At 34.7% G+C, this 18,127-nt stretch carries 14 protein-coding genes and 1 tRNA gene; 14 read left to right on the top strand and 1 reads right to left on the bottom strand.

Annotated features, from left to right (window positions below):
- Positions 1-157: 157 nt before the first annotated feature.
- The 5 genes from porK (at position 158) to DFQ05_RS05110 (ending at position 5,936) form a co-directional block, all read left to right on the top strand.
- Positions 158-1,504 carry a T9SS ring complex lipoprotein PorK/GldK gene (porK, locus tag DFQ05_RS05130; protein ID WP_479686040.1) on the top strand — a complete coding sequence of 449 codons (1,347 nt, stop codon included), beginning with the start codon at positions 158-160 and terminating at the stop codon, positions 1,502-1,504.
- A gap of 63 nt (positions 1,505-1,567) precedes the next feature.
- On the top strand, positions 1,568-2,200 hold the full coding sequence (gene porL / locus DFQ05_RS05125; RefSeq protein ID WP_132704284.1) for a type IX secretion system motor protein PorL/GldL: 633 nt from the start codon (positions 1,568-1,570) through the stop codon (positions 2,198-2,200).
- Positions 2,201-2,244: 44 nt separating this feature from the next.
- Positions 2,245-3,825, top strand: a complete 1,581-nt coding sequence (porM, locus tag DFQ05_RS05120) for a type IX secretion system motor protein PorM/GldM (RefSeq protein WP_132704282.1) — start codon at positions 2,245-2,247, stop codon at positions 3,823-3,825.
- 59 nt (positions 3,826-3,884) lie between these two features.
- Positions 3,885-4,784 carry a type IX secretion system ring subunit PorN/GldN gene (gene porN, locus DFQ05_RS05115; protein WP_132704280.1) on the top strand — a complete coding sequence of 300 codons (900 nt, stop codon included), beginning with the start codon at positions 3,885-3,887 and terminating at the stop codon, positions 4,782-4,784.
- Positions 4,785-4,880: 96 nt separating this feature from the next.
- On the top strand, positions 4,881-5,936 hold the full coding sequence (locus DFQ05_RS05110; protein ID WP_132704278.1) for an NAD(P)/FAD-dependent oxidoreductase: 1,056 nt from the start codon (positions 4,881-4,883) through the stop codon (positions 5,934-5,936).
- On the opposite strand, the gene DFQ05_RS05105 is transcribed toward DFQ05_RS05110, so the two are convergent.
- Entirely contained in the window at positions 5,917-6,321 is a 405-nt protein-coding gene (locus tag DFQ05_RS05105; RefSeq protein ID WP_132704276.1) for a DUF983 domain-containing protein, read from the bottom strand. The two genes, DFQ05_RS05110 and DFQ05_RS05105, sit on opposite strands and share 20 nt — an antisense overlap.
- Before the next feature lie 112 nt (positions 6,322-6,433).
- Here DFQ05_RS05105 and DFQ05_RS05100 point away from each other — a divergent pair, with 112 nt between their 5' ends.
- From DFQ05_RS05100 to DFQ05_RS05060, 9 genes are all read left to right on the top strand, one after another.
- Positions 6,434-8,353: an ABC-F family ATP-binding cassette domain-containing protein gene (locus DFQ05_RS05100; protein WP_132704274.1), complete on the top strand. Its 1,920-nt coding sequence runs from the start codon at positions 6,434-6,436 to the stop codon at positions 8,351-8,353.
- A gap of 61 nt (positions 8,354-8,414) precedes the next feature.
- Positions 8,415-9,563: an efflux RND transporter periplasmic adaptor subunit gene (locus tag DFQ05_RS05095; RefSeq protein WP_132704272.1), complete on the top strand. Its 1,149-nt coding sequence runs from the start codon at positions 8,415-8,417 to the stop codon at positions 9,561-9,563.
- A 2-nt stretch (positions 9,564-9,565) separates the two neighbouring features.
- Entirely contained in the window at positions 9,566-12,829 is a 3,264-nt protein-coding gene (locus DFQ05_RS05090) for an efflux RND transporter permease subunit (RefSeq protein ID WP_132704270.1), read from the top strand.
- Positions 12,830-12,852: 23 nt separating this feature from the next.
- The gene (locus DFQ05_RS05085; protein ID WP_132704268.1) at positions 12,853-14,166 is read left to right on the top strand and encodes a TolC family protein; all 1,314 of its coding nucleotides are present in this window, start codon (positions 12,853-12,855) and stop codon (positions 14,164-14,166) included.
- A gap of 11 nt (positions 14,167-14,177) precedes the next feature.
- Positions 14,178-14,360, top strand: a complete 183-nt coding sequence (locus DFQ05_RS05080) for a CPXCG motif-containing cysteine-rich protein (RefSeq protein ID WP_073082434.1) — start codon at positions 14,178-14,180, stop codon at positions 14,358-14,360.
- A gap of 128 nt (positions 14,361-14,488) precedes the next feature.
- A complete protein-coding gene (locus tag DFQ05_RS05075) occupies positions 14,489-15,334 on the top strand; it encodes a leucine-rich repeat domain-containing protein (RefSeq protein ID WP_132704266.1) in 846 nt (281 codons plus the stop codon).
- Positions 15,335-15,504: 170 nt separating this feature from the next.
- A tRNA-Met gene (locus DFQ05_RS05070) sits at positions 15,505-15,577 on the top strand.
- Between the two features lie 53 nt (positions 15,578-15,630).
- A complete protein-coding gene (locus tag DFQ05_RS05065; protein WP_132704264.1) occupies positions 15,631-16,953 on the top strand; it encodes a tyrosine-type recombinase/integrase in 1,323 nt (440 codons plus the stop codon).
- Positions 16,953-17,963: a hypothetical protein gene (locus DFQ05_RS05060; RefSeq protein WP_132704262.1), complete on the top strand. Its 1,011-nt coding sequence runs from the start codon at positions 16,953-16,955 to the stop codon at positions 17,961-17,963. Before DFQ05_RS05065 ends, DFQ05_RS05060 begins: the two co-directional genes overlap by 1 nt.
- Positions 17,964-18,127 lie beyond the last annotated feature (164 nt).

Genomic DNA, 18,127 nt, shown 5'->3' with positions numbered 1-18,127 from the left:
TTTCATCGAGTCTTAACATTATTTTTATCGACGAAATACCCTTTTTTGAGGATAAAGTGCAAAAAAAAATAGAAAAAAGTTGTTTTTTCCGATTAATTGAAATATGTTTACCAACTCAAAATTGAAGGATACTAATTAAACCTATAGTTTTATGAAAATTAATAAGCTTGTTTTACTAATCACAGTGTTGGCTTTTATGGTAAGCTGTAACTCTGGAGACCGCGGACAACTTGTTGGCGCAAAAGGTAAAAGATGGCACCCGGAAAAACCTTATGGAATGACGCTTATTCCTGGAGGTGCATTTATTATGGGTAAATCTGATGATGATTTAGCCGGAATGCAAGATTCACCAACTAAAACTGCTACGGTTAGAGCATTTTACATGGACGAAACAGAAATCACAAATAGTGAGTACAGACAGTTCGTCGAAGATGTAAGAGATAACATTATTAGAGAAAATCTTGCTGAGATGGCAGATTTAGAAGGAAAAGTTCCTGGAGATGGAGGAATTGGAGAGTTTGCTTATAAAGATGCAGATACAGCAAATCTTAGTCCATATCAAAAATACATGATAGAGACTTATGGTAACGAACAACGCGTTATCAATAAAGACATCGACTTAATTTTCGATACAGAAGATTATCCAGACGAGCTGTACTCTGAAGTAATGGACAATATGTATTTGCCTTTAGAAGAGTCTTATAACGGTCAGCGTTCTTGGGATGTGTCTCAGTTTGTGTTTAAATACACAGAAATGGATATCCAAGCGGCGGCAAAAGACCCATCTTTAAAAAGATCTGATGTTATCGAACAGAGAGAGATAATGGTGTATCCAGATACAACAGTATGGATTCGTGATTTTGCATACTCTTATAACGAGCCAATGCACAATGATTATTTTTGGCACGATGCTTATGGAGATTATCCAGTGGTAGGTGTATCATGGGATCAAGCTAAAGCGTTCTGTCAGTGGAGAACTATTTACCATAATAATTACCAAAAAGATAGAAAAAGACAACCTGTAAATGTATATAGACTACCTAATGAAGCAGAATGGGAATATGCTGCTCGTGGTGGATTACAAGGAGCAACCTATCCTTGGGGTAATAACTACACGTTGAACGACCGCGGTTGTTTTATGGCTAATTTTAAACCACTTCGTGGAGATTACGCAGCTGACCAAGCTTTATATACTGTAGAGGCAGATGCATATGAGCCAAACGATTTCAACTTGTATAATATGGCAGGGAACGTTTCAGAATGGGTTAATAGCTCGTATTCGACATCTTCTTACGAGTTTATGTCTAGTATCAATCCAAGTGTAAACGATAAAAATAACCAGCGTAAAGTTGTGCGCGGAGGATCTTGGAAAGATGTAGCCTACTATTTACAAGTAAGCTCTAGAGATTACGAATATGCAGACTCTGCAAGAAGTTATATCGGCTTTAGAACTGTACAAGATTACATGGGTACAGAAGTCACTAAAAATGCAAAAAATAAATAATAACTATAAACTAAACCTACTTACTGAGGGTTAAATCACTCGGTGAAACTAAAAACTAAAATTATGGCACAAAAAGGAAAACGTACGTTAACAAACTTTGTATATGGAATGGGAGCTGCAATTGTTATTGTTGGAGCGCTATTTAAAATTCAAAACTGGCCACTTGGTAGTGAGCTATTAACAATTGGTATGATTGTAGAGGCACTAGTATTTGCATGGTCTGCATTCGAAAAGCAAGAAGACGAACTAGATTGGTCACTTGTATATCCTGAATTAGAAGGTGGTTCAGCAAAAGCTAAAAAGGCTAAAGAAGACCCGAAAGATGCAGAAGGTTTGTTATCTAAAAAGTTAGATAGTTTACTTAAAGAAGCTAAGATTGATGGCGAGTTAATGGCTAGCCTTGGTGATAGCATCAAAAATTTCGAGGGAGCAGCTAAAAATCTTAACCCTACTGTAGATTCTATGGCAGCACAAAAGAAATATAGCGAAGAAATGTCTTTAGCAGCAGCACAGATGGAATCTTTAAACAGTTTGTATAAAGTACAAATGGAAGCAGCTAACAGACAAGCAGCAATCAACGAAGAGGCTGTAGAAAATGCTACAAAATTAAAAGAACAAATGCAATCATTAGCATCTAACTTATCATCTTTAAATGGTGTATATGGTGGAATGTTGTCTGCAATGAACAAGAACTAATTAGTTTTTAAGTATAACATATTTAATTAACCAAAAAACTAATTATGGCAGGACAAGGAAAAATATCTGCAAGGCAGAAAATGATTAACTTAATGTACCTCGTGTTTATTGCTATTATGGCAATGACTGTAGCTCCAGAAGTTTTATCAGCCTTTGGGTTGATGGAAGAAAAATTTGAAGCAGCTAACGAGGTTACAACAGACATGAATGCTAAATTACTAGCTAACCTAAAGACTAAGGGAGAAGAAAATCCTAAAGAATTTGCAGCAGCTTCAAACAAAGCTCAACAAGTAAGTATAGTTTCTGATAAGTTTTTCAATTTTATTGAAGAACAAAAGAAAGATATCCTTAGAATGGGAGATTACGAAGTAGAACCAGAAACAGGTCGTTTACCTTTTGAGAAAATGAAAAAAGGTGATAAACTTGATGAAAAGTGGTTTACGGGCGATCGCTTAACCAAAGAAGGTGAAAAATTTATGGCTGCAGTAGAGCAGTATAAGAATGAAATCAAAGATATTTTGGGTGTGGATCAATATTACACCAAGTTCATTGAAAATTTTGAAAAGAAGTTTGATATTTCTGATATAAAAGGTAAAGAAAAATTAGCCACACCTCAAAGATGGTTAGAATACCACTTCAAAGGATTCCCTTCTATTGCATCTTACACTAAGCTTACAGCGATGCAAAATGATGTTAAAGTAACTCAAGCGGATTTAAATAACTTATTCTTAGGAAATGCGGCTGTTGAGGCCACATCTTTAGATAAGTACAAGGCTATTGTGTTAGCTGATAAATCAGCTTTCTTTGCAGGTGAGAAGTTCCAAGGTAGAGTAGTAATCGGTAAATATGCAAATGTACCACCAACAGCTCTTGAAGTGAACGGTAAAAAATACGATGTTTCTAAAGTCATCGATTCTACAGGTGCAGCACGTTTAGACTTTAATGTTGGTAACGTAGGAGAGCACAAAATAGAAGGTAAATTCACCTTCTTAGAGAATGGAGAACAATTAGAAATTCCTATTATAGATGCTAACTACGTAGTTGTACCAAGACCAAACTCGGCAACGATTTCAGCAGATAAAATGAATGTAGTCTATCGTGGTGTAGAAAACCCAATGACAATTTCTTTCGCTGGAGTTCCTGATAATAAGGTAAAAGCATCTGCGCCTGGTCTTTCTGGTTCTGGTGGTAAGTACGTAATGCGTCCACAATCAGGTAGAGAAGTTAAGATTTCTGTAACTGGTACACTTGATGACGGTTCTACAGCAACTGATAGTAAGGTATTTAGAATTAAAGATTTACCAAAGCCAATAGGCGCATTTAATGGTCAGGTAGGTAATGCTAAATTACCAAGAAACAACGTAGAGATTGGTAAGCTTTCTGCAGACTTTGGTGATGATTTCGATTTTAGTCTTCCGTTAAATGTAGTTTCATTTACAATGAAAGTACCTGGTAAGCCTTCTGTAAACTGTACAGGTAATAGATTAAACTCTGCAGCTAAGAACGCATTACGTTCTGCACGTAGAGGTGATATTGTTCAGTTTATCAATATCAAAGCAAAAGCACCAAATAACCCAATACGTATTAAAACTGTAACACCAGTTGTTATTGAGTTAGCTAACTAAAATATATTGAAGCTATACACGTTTAAAATTAGCCTCAAACGTTTAAAACAGATTTAAAAATGAAATTAAAGCAATTATTATTAACTGGTCTTGGAATCATAACTATCAATGGTGTGTTTGCACAAGCAAATATCCTTAATGCTAAGATTCCAGAAGAAATAGGTGTCAAAACCGAAGAGCAATTGCTTTTAGATAATGACGAACCTTTGGAGTACGGATATGTAGACGATAGAGATCGCTTATACTCTAAAATGACTTGGGAAAAAGTGGTTTTAGATGAGCGCGTAAACTTTCCGCTTTATTATCCAGTAGACACTAATAACATTGGACCAGATCGTAGATCTTTATTTCACGTGTTATGGAACGCTGTAAAGTCTGGAGATATCCCAAAGGTATACGCAGATTCTTATTTCTCACAAGAGCGTACTTATGAGGAACTTAAGCAATCCATGCAAAAAATAGATACCTTAGATATTGGTTTTGATCAATTTAACGCCGATGGCTATGTAGACCCAGAATATATTACAAAGCGTGATATAGAAGCTTACGATATAAAAGCATACTTATTAAAAGGGCTTTGGTATTTCGATAAGCGTCAAGGCGAAATGAAATACCGTTTATTGGCTATAGGTCCAGCGGCACCAGACATCAATTACATTGATTCTGATGACGAGGCTAACAACGAGCCAGTACCTTTATTTTGGGTATTTTATCCAGAAGCAAGAGGTATTTTACACGAGTCTAAAGCATTTAATGAGAAAAATAGTGCAATGCCAATCTCTTTCGACCATATTCTTAATTCAAGAAGATTTAATGGATATATGTATAAGGAAGAAAATGTGTATGGAGACAGAGAAGTTAAGGACTACATTAAGGATAACGCCTTAATGCAGTTGCTCGAGTCTCAACGTATTAAAGAAAAGATTCGAAATTTCGAACAAGACATGTGGAATTATTAATTCTATGTTGACAATAATTAGAAACGCTCACTTTTTGGTGGGCGTTTTTTTTAGCTGATATTTTACGACGGTATTAATTTTCAATAGTTTTGCATAATGAAGAACGTAGATTACATAATAGTCGGTTGTGGCTTGGCAGGTATATCGTTTTGTGAAGTTTTAAAAGCTTATAACAAAAGCTTTATTGTTTTTGACGATGCGTCCCAACAATCATCTATAGTCGCTGCCGGATTATACAATCCAGTAATTTTAAAACGTTTTTCAGAGGTTTGGAAAGCTAAAGAACAGTTAGATATAGCTCTGCCGACATACGCTAAAATTGAAGAAGAACTAAATACACAAGTAGATTACCAGCATCCCATTTACAGACGCTTTAGTTCTATTGAGGAGCAAAATCTTTGGTTTACAGCTTCAGACAAACCCGCTTTAGAGCCATTTTTATCTGCCGAGATTATAAAAAATACAAATCCGTATATAGATGCTTCATTTGGCCTTGGAGAAGTCCTCCAAGCTGGTCGAGTTGACACAGAACATTTAATTTCAGTTTATAAAAAAGACCTTAGAGATAAAGATAGTATTAGGGAAGATGCATTTAATTACGAGGCGCTTGATGTGTCCGAAATAGATTGTGCTTACAAGGATTTAACGGCCAAGCATATTGTTTTTGCAGAAGGTTATGGCGTTAAAAAAAACCCATATTTTAATCATATTCCACTTAATGGTACTAAAGGCGAAGTTTTAACCATAAAGGCACCAAAACTTAAATTAGATACAGCGATAAAGTCCTCGGTATTTATTATATCAATTGGGGACGATTTTTATAAAGTGGGTTCAACTTACGAATGGACAGATAAAACCAATCAACCGACAGAAAAGGCTAAGGAAGAGCTCCTAACTAAGCTAAAAACTTTTATTACTTGCGATTTTGAAGTCGTGGAACATAGTGCTGGTATCAGGCCAACAGTAAAAGACAGACGGCCGCTAGTTGGAAGGCATCAAGAACATAAGCATCTGTATGTACTTAATGGTTTAGGAACTCGTGGCGTTATGATTGGACCTTATGTGGCCAAAAAGCTATTCAACTTTATAGAAAAAGATATTGCTTTAGATTCCGAAATAGATATTAACAGATTCAAAGACGATTTGCCTTAGTTTTTTTATTCACCAAAGACTTATCAAAACTCATAAATAGGTTTATCCAAATATTTCGAGACAGTCGCATAATTATGGGCATAAATGCTATAAGCGTTACTACGATAGCAATAAAAGCTGTTACCAAAGAGGTTTCTATTAAAACAAATGTTATGATAAAAGCGGCAACGGCAAAAGCAATTCCTACCGCGTAACTTACGTACATCGAACCATAAAAAAACGAAGGCTCCATTCTGTATTTAGTTTGGCAATTCGAACAACGGTCATGGATTTTTAAAGTATCTGAAATTATATATGGATTCTTTTCGATGTACATAGATTCCTGATGGCATTTAGGGCAAGCGCCAGTGATAATACTATAAATCTTATTTCCTTTTCCAAACATATATAAAACCTTTACTTTTGCGTTTTTTCAATACCATACAAAGATAATTTTTAGATGTTATGGTATTGTAACAATTGTAACGTTTTTCGTTATCTGAATATATTTAAAACTTATGCTTAATATTCATAACCTTTCTATTTCTTTTCAAGGCGAATACCTTTTTGAAGATATTACGTTTAAACTAGGAAATGGTGACCGTGTGGGGCTTATTGGTAAAAACGGAGCTGGGAAATCAACCATGCTTAGGATTTTGTCTAAGGAGCAGGAAGCAGATACAGGGCAAATAGCCGCAGATAAAGATTTAAAGATTGGATTTCTTAAGCAAGACATAGATTTCGATTTCGGAAAAACAGTACTAGAAGAATCTTACGAAGCCTTTAAAGAGATTAAAGCGTTAGAAAATCAACTCGAAACTATAAACACCCAATTAGCAGAACGCACAGATTACGAAAGCGAATCGTACAATCAGTTAATGATTGATTTAAACGAGATTCAGCATCAATACGAGATTTTAGGAGGATATAATTATCAGGGCGAAACCGAAAAAATTCTTCAAGGTCTAGGTTTCAAACGCGACGATTTCAATAAACTTACCGACACCTTTTCTGGTGGTTGGCGAATGCGAATTGAGTTGGCTAAACTTCTCCTTCAAAATAACGATTTGTTATTGTTGGATGAGCCTACAAACCATTTAGATATTGAGTCTATCATATGGTTAGAGAATTTTTTAAAAAACTATCCAGGAGCGGTCGTGATTGTGTCGCACGATAAGATGTTCTTAGATAATGTAACTAACCGCACCATAGAAATTTCATTGGGTCGTATTTACGATTATAATAAGCCTTACACAAAGTTTTTAGAGCTTCGAAAAGATATAAAAGAACAGCAATTAGCCACGCAAAAGAATCAAGAAAAGCAAATTCAGCAAACCGAAAAGCTTATAGAAAAATTCCGCGCTAAAGCTTCTAAAGCCACAATGGCTCAATCCTTAATTAAGAAGTTAGAGCGTATGGACCTTATCGAGGTCGATGAAGAAGACAATGCGGTAATGACACTTAATTTTCCAGTCTCTGTTGTTCCTGGAAAGGTAGTGGTTGAGGTCGAAAATGTATCTAAACATTACGGCGATTTACAAGTGCTTCATAATGTAAGTTTAAGCATCCCAAGAGATACTAAAACAGCTTTTGTTGGTCAGAATGGTCAAGGTAAATCTACGTTGGCTAAAATTATTGTTGGCGAAATTGAGCATAGCGGAAAACTTACTTTGGGACACAATGTGCAAATAGGCTATTTTGCCCAAAATCAAGCCGAATATTTAGACGGAAGTAAAACCGTTTTAGATACGATGATTGATGCTGCAAACGAGACCAATCGTTCTAAGGTAAGAGACATCTTGGGTTCGTTTTTGTTTCGAGGCGAAGAGGTAGACAAATATGTTCGCGTGCTTTCTGGAGGCGAACGAAACCGATTGGCATTAGCCAAATTATTATTACAGCCGTTGAATGTCCTCATTATGGATGAGCCAACAAACCACTTAGATATCAAATCTAAAAACGTTTTAAAAGACGCTTTAAAAAAGTTTGAAGGCACGCTAATTCTGGTCTCTCATGATAGAGATTTTTTGCAAGGATTAACCCAAACAATTTATGAGTTTAAAGACCAGAAAATAAAACAGTATTTAGGAGATATTGATTACTATCTAGAACAACGTAATTTAGAAAATCTCCGCGAAGCTGAAAAACGAACCGTAGTTACCAAAACTGAAAAGGTAAAAGACAACAAGCAGAGCTACGAAGACCAAAAGAAACTAAAATCTTTAAACAATAAGTTGAGTAATATCGAGTCTAAAATTAATGCCTTAGAAAAGGCGATAAAAGAAGACGATGTGGCGTTAGCTACAAATTATGACGAAACGGCTGCTAATCCTGATTTCTTTGATGCATATCAATCTAAAAAGAAAGACTTAGACCAACTTATGGAAGATTGGGAGAACGTACAAGAGTCAATAGACTCACTCAATTTTAACAATTAAGATTATTTTAACGAAGCCCACCTTTGGTTATAGGTAAATTTGTGATCTAAATAACCATCGAATGCGAAATATTATTCTTTCCGTCTTGGGCGTTGTTCTTATTATAGGTGCCATTTTTATTGGAAAAGAAATTGCTAATAGCAAAAAGAAACAAAGGCCAGTTCCAGCCAAAGTTGTAAAAACAGTTTTTACAGATACAGTAGTCAATAGCACGGTTCCTATTATCATATCAACTAATGGTAATTTGGTGGCTAAAAGACGTGTAGAACTGTATTCCGAAGTTCAAGGTGTTTTTAAGTCAACAGGAAAATTATTTCGTCCTGGTCAAGAATACAAACAAGGACAAACGCTAATCAAAGTAGATGCTTCTGAATATTATGCTAGCGTACAGTCTGCAAAGAGTGTGTTGTATAATTCTATTGCGGCGATAATGCCAGATTTAAGGCTGGATTTTCCTGAGGTTTTTCCTAAATGGCAAAACTATCTCAACGGATTTAATTTAGATAAAACCACGCCTAAGCTTCCTGAAATGACTTCAGAAAAGGAAAATTATTTTATTACAGGTCGAGGTATTGTTACTAATTATTACACGGTTAAAAATTTAGAACAACGGTTGTCAAAATTCAATATTCGTGCGCCATTTTCAGGAATATTAACAGAGGCTTTAGTTACTGAAGGCTCATTAATAAGAAACGGACAAAAACTAGGTGAATATATAGACCCAACCGTTTACGAAATGGAAGTTGCATTGGGTAAGAGCTATGCCAATCTATTAAAGGTTGGAGAAACTGTTGCTTTGAATAATCTTGAAAAAACACAAACTTTCACCGGAAAAGTCTCTAGAGTAAATGGAAGTATTGATGCTACAACACAAACGATTAATGCCTATATCGAAGTAAAAAGTAGCGACCTAAAAGAAGGTATGTATTTAGAGGCAAATCTAAATGCGAAGTCCGAAGCTAATGCTATTGAGGTAAGCAGAAGTCTAGTGCAAGATGGTAATAGAATTTTTGTTGTCAGAGATAGTATTTTAGATATTATAGATGTAAATCCTGTCTATTTTTCGGATACAAAAGCAGTACTAAAAGATGTGCCTAACGGAACGGTGATATTGTCTAAGCCTGTTCCTGGAGCATACGCAGGTATGTCTGTAAAACCATATAAAACTACTACTGAAAGTGTTTCAACTAACGCATCTTCAGAAAACTAACGATGAGACAGCTGATAACATATTTTATTAAGCACAGCGTCGCAGTGAACGTGGTGATTTTTGCTTTTTTGATATTCGGAATTTTTGGAGCTTCAAAACTTAAATCTTCTTTTTTTCCTTTAGTCGATTCTAAAAATATAAGTATTAATGTAACCTATCCAGGTGCATCACCGCAAGAGGTCGAAGAAGGTATAGTACTTAAAATTGAAGACAACCTAAAAGGGCTTAATGGCGTTGAGCGCGTGACTTCAACTTCTAGAGAAAATAGCGGAACGATAAATGTAGAAATCGAAAAAGGCAGAGATATCGATTTTATGCTTCTTGAAGTAAAAAATGCGGTTGACCGCGTACCATCATTTCCTGTTGGAATGGAACCCTTAATCGTTGCTAAGCAAGAAAATTTAAGACCTACAATTACCTTTGCTATTAGTGGTAGTAACATTCCTCTAGCGACCTTAAAACAAATAGGAAGACAGGTCGAAAATGATTTAAGAGGAATAGATGGCATATCTCAAATTTCAATTTCGGGCTACCCGCAAGAAGAAATAGAAATTGCTGTAGACGAGAATAGTTTACTAGCTTATAATCTAACGTTTACGGAAGTAGCACAAGCGGTTAATCAGGCTAGTCTAATAACCACAGGCGGAACTATAAAAACAGACGCTGAAGAATATTTAATAAGAGCTAACAACCGCTCGTATTATGCAGACGAATTATCTAACCTCATTGTAAAATCAGACCCTTCTGGTCGTAAAATTCAGCTAAAAGATATTGCAAATGTTAGAGACCAATTTTCGGAAACGCCAAATGCTAGTTTTTACGATAATAATCTATCTATATCTGTAACTATTACAAGTACCAATTCCGAGGATTTAATTTCTTCAGCAGATAAGACCAAAGCCTATATTGAAGAGTTTAATCAGAAGTACGAAAATGTAAAGCTTAATGTGGTAAGAGATTTATCGACTACATTGGTTCAACGTACACAACTACTAACGGAAAACGCAGTTGCAGGGATTATTTTAGTACTCATATTCCTGTCGTTATTCTTAAACACCAGATTGGCGTTTTGGGTAGCCTTTGGATTACCAATAGCATTCTTGGGAATGTTTATGTTCGCAGGTTATTTTAATGTAACCATTAACGTATTATCGCTCTTTGGGATGATAATCGTTATTGGTATTTTGGTAGATGATGGCATTGTTATTGCCGAAAATATATACCAGCAATACGAGAAAGGAAAATCACCAGAGCAAGCTGCAATAGATGGGGTAATGGAGGTGCTTCCAGCTATAATTTCAGCAATCTTAACTACAGTTTTAGCATTTGGTATATTTCTATTCCTTGATGGACGAATAGGGGAATTCTTCGGAGAGGTTTCTGTGGTTGTTATTTTAACATTGGTGGTGTCTTTGGTAGAGGCTTTAATTATTCTTCCAGCACATTTAGCACACTCTAAAGCCTTGCGGGCAGAAAGTAAAAAAGAAAAAATGGGTATTGCTGGATTTTTTCAACGTGCGTTTTCAAAGTTACGTTATATCAATACGTTTGGTGAACGAATAATGAACTGGCTTAGGGATAACCTTTATAGTCCTTGTCTTAGATTCTCGCTTAAGTATAAGTTCTTGACCTTCTCCTTTTTTGTGGTTTTTATGATACTCACGTTTTCTAGTATCGGTGGCGGAATTATCAGAGTTTCATTTTTTCCTCAAATAGCAAGTGATAGAGTGGCTGTAGATTTAAATATGCCGAACGGAACTAACGAAAAGGTAACTGATAGCATTATTTCATTTATCGAAGAGAAGGCTGTAGAAGTGACAAAGGAGATTAATGATGAGTATCTTGGAGCAGATTCTGAAAAGTACTTGGTAGAGAACATGATAAAGACTATTGGTCCTGGCTCTTCTACGGCACGTTTAGAAATCAATTTATTACCTGGTGAAGAGCGTCCTAACGAAATTACAACACAACTAGTGACTAACAAACTACGCGAGCGTGTTGGTCCAGTTTTAGGAGTGGAAAGTTTGGTCTATGGTGGTGGCGGAAATTTTGGTGGTAATCCAGTATCTGTTTCACTTTTGGGTAATAATATAGCCGACTTAAAAGCAGTAAAAAAAGAGCTTAAAGATTACCTAGAGAATAATGCATTACTCAAAGACGTAGCGGACAACGACCCAGCCGGTATTAAAGAAATACGATTAAAATTAAAAGAAAGTGCTTATGCATTAGGCTTGGATTTAAGAACCGTAATGAGCCAAGTAAGAGCTGCTTTTTTTGGTGCTCAGGCGCAACGCTTCCAAAGAGGTCAAGACGAGATAAGAGTATGGGTTAGATATAATAGAGAAAGTAGGTCTTCTATAAATAATCTCGATGATATGCGCATTGTAACGCCTCAAGGCAATCGTATTCCGTTAAGAGAAATTGCAGATTATACCATAGAGCGTGGCGATGTGGCTATAAATCATTTAGAAGGTAGAAGAGAGATTCAGGTTACTGCAGATGTAAAAGATGCTAAGAAAACAAGTACTGCAGATATTATGTTAGAAATTAAAGATGAGGTTATGCCAGAGATATTATCCAAATATCCAACTGTAACACCATCTTACGAAGGGCAAAACAGAGAGCGACTAAAATTAACAAACTCTTTGGGACCAGTTGGTTTGGTTATCTTAGTCTTGATTTATGTGGTTATTGCCTTTACGTTCAGAAGCTATAGTCAACCTTTAATTCTCCTGTTAATTATTCCTTTAAGTTTACCTGCGGTGGCATGGGGACATTGGATTCACGATTTTCCGCTTAATATATTATCACTTTTAGGAATAATAGCCTTAATAGGGATTATGGTCAATGATGGCTTAGTGCTTATTTCAAAATTTAATACCAACTTAAAAGAAGGTATGTCTTTCGATGCAGCATTGTACGAAGCAGGACGTTCGCGTTTTAGAGCCATATTCCTTACGTCTATTACAACGGTTGCGGGTCTTACACCTTTAATTTTTGAAGAAAGTCGCCAAGCGCAATTCCTTATTCCTATGGCAGTTTCTATTGCTTACGGTATAGGGTTTGCAACGGTTTTGACTCTTATTGTTTTACCAATATTTTTAGCCTTCGGAAATTTTATAAAACTAAATGCAAAGTGGTTGTATACCAATCAAGAGGTGACTAAAGAAGAAGTGGAAAGAGCTATAAAAGAACAAAAAGAGCTTGGCCATTTTGAAGCAGGAATACCCAAAATAGAACAAGCATCTAGTTACGAAAAGGTATAACTAAGTTGTTCAGAATAAAACACATGAAACAATTACAAATAATACTACTATTACTCGTTTTTAATCTTGCTAACGCCCAACAAGTTGTAAAACCATCGGATGCGGTTCAATTGGCTTTAGAACACAACTATGGTATTCAAATAGCAAATAACAATGTTGAAGTTGCGGAAAATAATAAAGCGATTTTAAACTCTGGTTACTTACCAACGTTGACAGGAAACGCTGGTGGAAATATAGACCGCCAGAATGCCGAAGGACAATTGGCCAATGGTGATACTAGAGTTGCAGAAGGCGCAGAGACAAGACGTTACAATGCATCGATAAACCTTAATTACACGCTTTTTGATGGATTAGGGAGATACTATAATTATAAGCGATTAAAAGAAGAATATAATTTGTCTGAGCTACAAGCGAGAGAAACCATTGAGAACACGATGGTTCAATTACTTACCGTGTATTATAATGTAGCGCGGCAAAGTGAAAATTTAAAATCTTTTGAAGAAACCATCGAAATCTCTAGAGATAGACTTACACGAAGTGAGTATCAGTTTGATTATGGACAAAACACCAAATTAGATGTTTTAAATGCCGAGGTTGATATCAATAATGATAGTATAAGTATTATTAACTCCAGACAAAATTTAATTAATCTAAAACGCGATTTAAACCTAGTTACTGGCAATAAAATTTCAAATCAATTTGAAGTCGATACCACAATTAATTTTCTATTTCAACTTAACAAAGAAGACTTGTTAAACAAGCTTTACGCAAATAATGTTAGGTTAATTCAGAATGAAAAAAACATCGCCATAAACGAGTTTGCACTCAAAGCCAATAAATCTGGGTATCTGCCAACGGTTGGCCTTACTGGCTCTTATGGTTGGAACGAGTCTACCAACAACAGTCCTTTGGCTTTTGTCTTGCAAAATACCAGTACAAATGTTTCAGCAGGTATTAATTTAACTTGGAATTTATTCGATGGTGGCGGTACAATTACCCGAGTAAAAAATGCCCGAATAAACCTCGAAAATCAAAAACTTCAGAAAGAACAGCTTAAAATTGAAATCGAGCGTAACTTTAACAATGCTTGGGACGACTATAAGAATAAGTTGCGCATCTACGAAGTGCAAGAGGATAATATTAAAACTGCAAAAAATAATTTTGAACGTACGCAGGAGAAATTCAAATTAGGACAAGTGACTTCAATCGAGTTTAGACAAGCGCAGCTTAATCTTCTCAATGCTGTTTTAAGTAAAAATCAAGCGAAGTACGATGCTAAATTGGCTGAGATTATCGTGCTTCAGATTAGTGGAGAGTTACTTAATGTCGAATTATAATCAATAAAAACGTGGAAGAGTATTTTTTTCAATGTCCGTATTGCTGGGAAGAAATTTCAATGCTAATTGACGTTTCTGTTACTCATCAAACCTACATAGAAGATTGCGAAGTGTGTTGTAATCCAATTCAAGTTACAGCAGTTACTGACGGAACTGTTGTAGAATATGTAGACGCAAACAGCATCGAACAGTAAGGATTCTTCTTAGAACTATTTAAATAGCGTGCATTTCATCGAAAAAATAGATTGTTTTGTCGGTAATAAAGTGATTTTCTTATATATTTGAGTTGTTAAAACGGTTCCCTCGCCCAAATCAACCAAATATGAAAACGTTTTACTTTTTCTTATCATGTCTTTTTGTAACTGCAATTTCATTTGCAAACATTTCAAAAACAGAAAAAGACGCTCTCATCGATTTATATAATTCTACTGATGGTGATAATTGGAAAAACAAGTGGGATTTATCCGCTCCTGTATCTTCATGGTATGGGGTTACTATCAAGAACGATTATGTTGTAGGCATTAAATTGATGTTTAATAATTTAAAGGGAGAATTACCAAAAAGCATAAAACATCTAGTAAATCTTAAATCTTTAGATTTATCGTTTAATGCTATCGGTGGAGAATTACCACAAGAAATTACAGAACTAAAGCAATTAGAGTCTCTTAGACTATATTCCAATAGAATTTCAGGAACTATCCCTAGAAGTATTGGTTTACTAGTTAATCTTAAATCATTAGAAATTTACAATAACGATTTTACTGGTGAGATTCCAGAATCTATAGGAAACTTATCAAATCTAGAAGATTTAATTTTAAGTAGTAACCAGCTTACGGGTAAGTTACCAAAGAGTTTATCTAAATTAAAGAATCTAAAAGTCCTCAGCGTTTTTGATAATAAATTATTTGGAAACCTTCCAAGTGATATAGGTCATTTAGGCAATCTTAAAGAATTAGTGTTATCTAACAATAGTTTTTATGGGAGTTTGCCATCTAGTTTAGCGCGGTTAAATAATCTAAACACATTATTATTAGGCAACAACAGTTTTACGGGTAACTTTGCAAAGCTTCAAGAGCAGATGCCAAACATTGTAACATTCGATATAGACGATGAAAATCGTAAAGGTCAGCTTGTAACTTTAGATGAAATCGTTGATGGCGATAACTAGAAAATAAAAACAGAAGATAATTTTGATAACCTTCAACAAATTTTGAAGGTTATTTTTTTGATAAAACTTTTAAAAGTAAAATAAAGTGTTATCTTTGCAGTCCTAAAATGATTGAGTCGGCATTATGAACCGAAAGTTAAAAGCTAAGTTTAATCAATTTAGATTTATATCGCGGGATAGAGCAGTAGGTAGCTCGTCGGGCTCATAACCCGAAGGTCACTGGTTCGAGTCCAGTTCCCGCTACTAAGGCTAAGCCAGTAAAATCAACGGATTGTGTACGCACAATCCGTTTTTTTATGTCTTTAATTTCTTTAATTTTACAAAACGTATACGAAAACGTACACGTTTCTAAAATGAAAAGTAACTACTCCGAGCCAAAAATATACACAGGCGGTATTCAAATAAGCCAGTGGTCAAAACTTACTAAAGCGCAACGGCAAGCTGCACTTTCTAAAGATTGGTATGTGTATTATTCTTTTCGTAATCCAAAAACAAATAAATTAAAACGACAGCCTAATATAAAAGCTGGCGCTAATCGCTTTAAAACAAAATCAGAACGCTATAGGTTTTTAAAAGTATTACAGCGTAATCTGTCTATGTTATTGCAGGAAGGTTATAGTCCTTATAACGATAACAAAAAGATAGATGAATTAGTAGATAAGAAAAATAAAGAATTAACAACAAAAGTTGTCATTCCTTCAGCTAAAGAAGAAAATAAAACGACAATTAAGGAAGCTTTTGACTTGGCTTTAGAACTTAAAAAACGAGTCCTCGCGGAAACATCTTACCCTAAGTTTAAAAGTAAAGTTAACCGATTTAGAGCATGGTTAATTGAGAATGACTTTAAGGAAACAGATGATGTGCGAAGAATTAAGAAAAAGACTGTAGTGGATTACTTAAATTCTGTATTACTGGTATCTTCGGCTAGAAACCGCAACAATACGAGAACGGATATTAATACTTTGTTTAAGTTGTTAGAGGATAATGAGATTATAAAAGAGAATTTTATCACTAGCATTAGTAAACTTAAGACGCAGCCTAAACGAAATAAGACATATAAACCAACAGTTGAAAAAGAAATATTACAACACCTAAAACAAAATGATAAAATACTATTACTGTTTATTAGATTCATTAACTATAATTTCTTGAGGCCAATAGAGATTTGTAGATTAAAAATTAAGGATATAGATATAAAGGATGCCAAAATCTATTTAAAGGCTAAAAACAAAATGGTTAAGGTTAAGATTATACCTGAAATACTTATCAAAGAATTACCAGATTTATCGCAACTAAATCCAGAATCATTTTTGTTTACACCAGAAAAAATTGGCGGGGATTGGGATACTACAGAAAGTAACAAGAGGGATTATTTTACAAAACGATTTAAGAAAATTAAAGACAAGTTTGGTTTAGGCGTAGACTATGGTTTGTATAGTTTTAGGCATACTGCAATAACAAATTTATACAGGGATTTTAGAAAAACAATGACACCTTTTGAGGCTAAAAGTAAATTGAAAGAAATTACAGGACATTCAACAATGACGGCACTTGAAGCTTATTTGCGTAATATTGATGCGGAACTGCCAGAAGACTATTCTAAACATATAAGTAATTAATGAGTTGTAGAGGTATATTAAGTGAGGTAGATTGGGAAAATCTATCAGATAAGAATCGCATGGAAATATTAGTGGATAATGGTATTATTGAAAAATATCAGAGCTTGACTTTCAGTATACCTGACAATCAAGACCAAGCGTCTAGTAATTTAGAAGGATTGTATCCTAAAACTAAATACAAAGCCACTGAACAATCTGTGAAAATGTCACTTTCCAATGCTGTAGAAAAAACGAGATGTACTTTCAGTTTTAAAAAGGAATTGTACTTCTTTATGGTTGACTTTTTTAATCCTTTGATTGAAAAACAATTTAATGAATTAGTTGGCAGTTTTATGACTGAATTGGAATCAATAGTTGATGAGTTAGACGAATTAAAACACGCAAAAACTTGTTTCGTAGAGGCTGGTAGAAAAATGCATCCCAATTATTGTGATGACGATTTAATAAGCTTTAAAAAAAATAACAAAATCAGCTCTGAACATCTATGGAACTCGCATTTACGTCAAAGGTTTTTGATAGAGAATTTGGATAATGATGCGTTGCTTGTCGCTGGTTATTTGTGTGAAAGTAATGACTCTTTAAAAAAGAATGTCTTACCTTATAGTATACGCCTTGAAGAAATAATAGATTACGCTATTTTAAGTAAATTTTTAAAATGGATTAATCACGAGTATAAATTTGAAGATGTTATACCAGACCCTTTAAATTATAGACCCAAACAGTTATATAATGAACATAAGGATTCAATTAAGGACTTCCGTGATATGCATTTGATACTCAATGTTTTGGGCGGTATAAAAAAGAACGAGACAAATCTTACACAGATTATAAGTGCTCTTTTTACGGCTCTTCAAGAATTAGATAAAATTCATGCTAATAAAACTGCTTTTCTAAGGTTCATAAATAATGTGTTAGAAACTAAAATTTCTAAAATAAGAGCAAACCCTGTTCATGCAAATGAAAAATTTAAGAACATAAAAGATGAATTTATATCTCAGATTAAACGATAAATAGAATCTTTTTATCGAAGAAATTCATCATTTCGACAGTCTTCCTTTTTTCTGACACTTTTTAGTCATATTCCGACACTTTATTCTTGTTTTCAGACACCAAATCGGACACTTTACATGCTTTAGTTATCAGTACTCCAATCTAATTTGGCATTTAAAATAAT

This window comes from Winogradskyella wandonensis (assembly GCF_004346845.1).
In the GTDB taxonomy this organism is placed as follows: Bacteria; Bacteroidota; Bacteroidia; order Flavobacteriales; family Flavobacteriaceae; genus Winogradskyella; species Winogradskyella wandonensis.
Note: the sequence above shows the minus strand (reverse complement) of the source record. Positions and strands in the feature narration are given on the sequence as shown.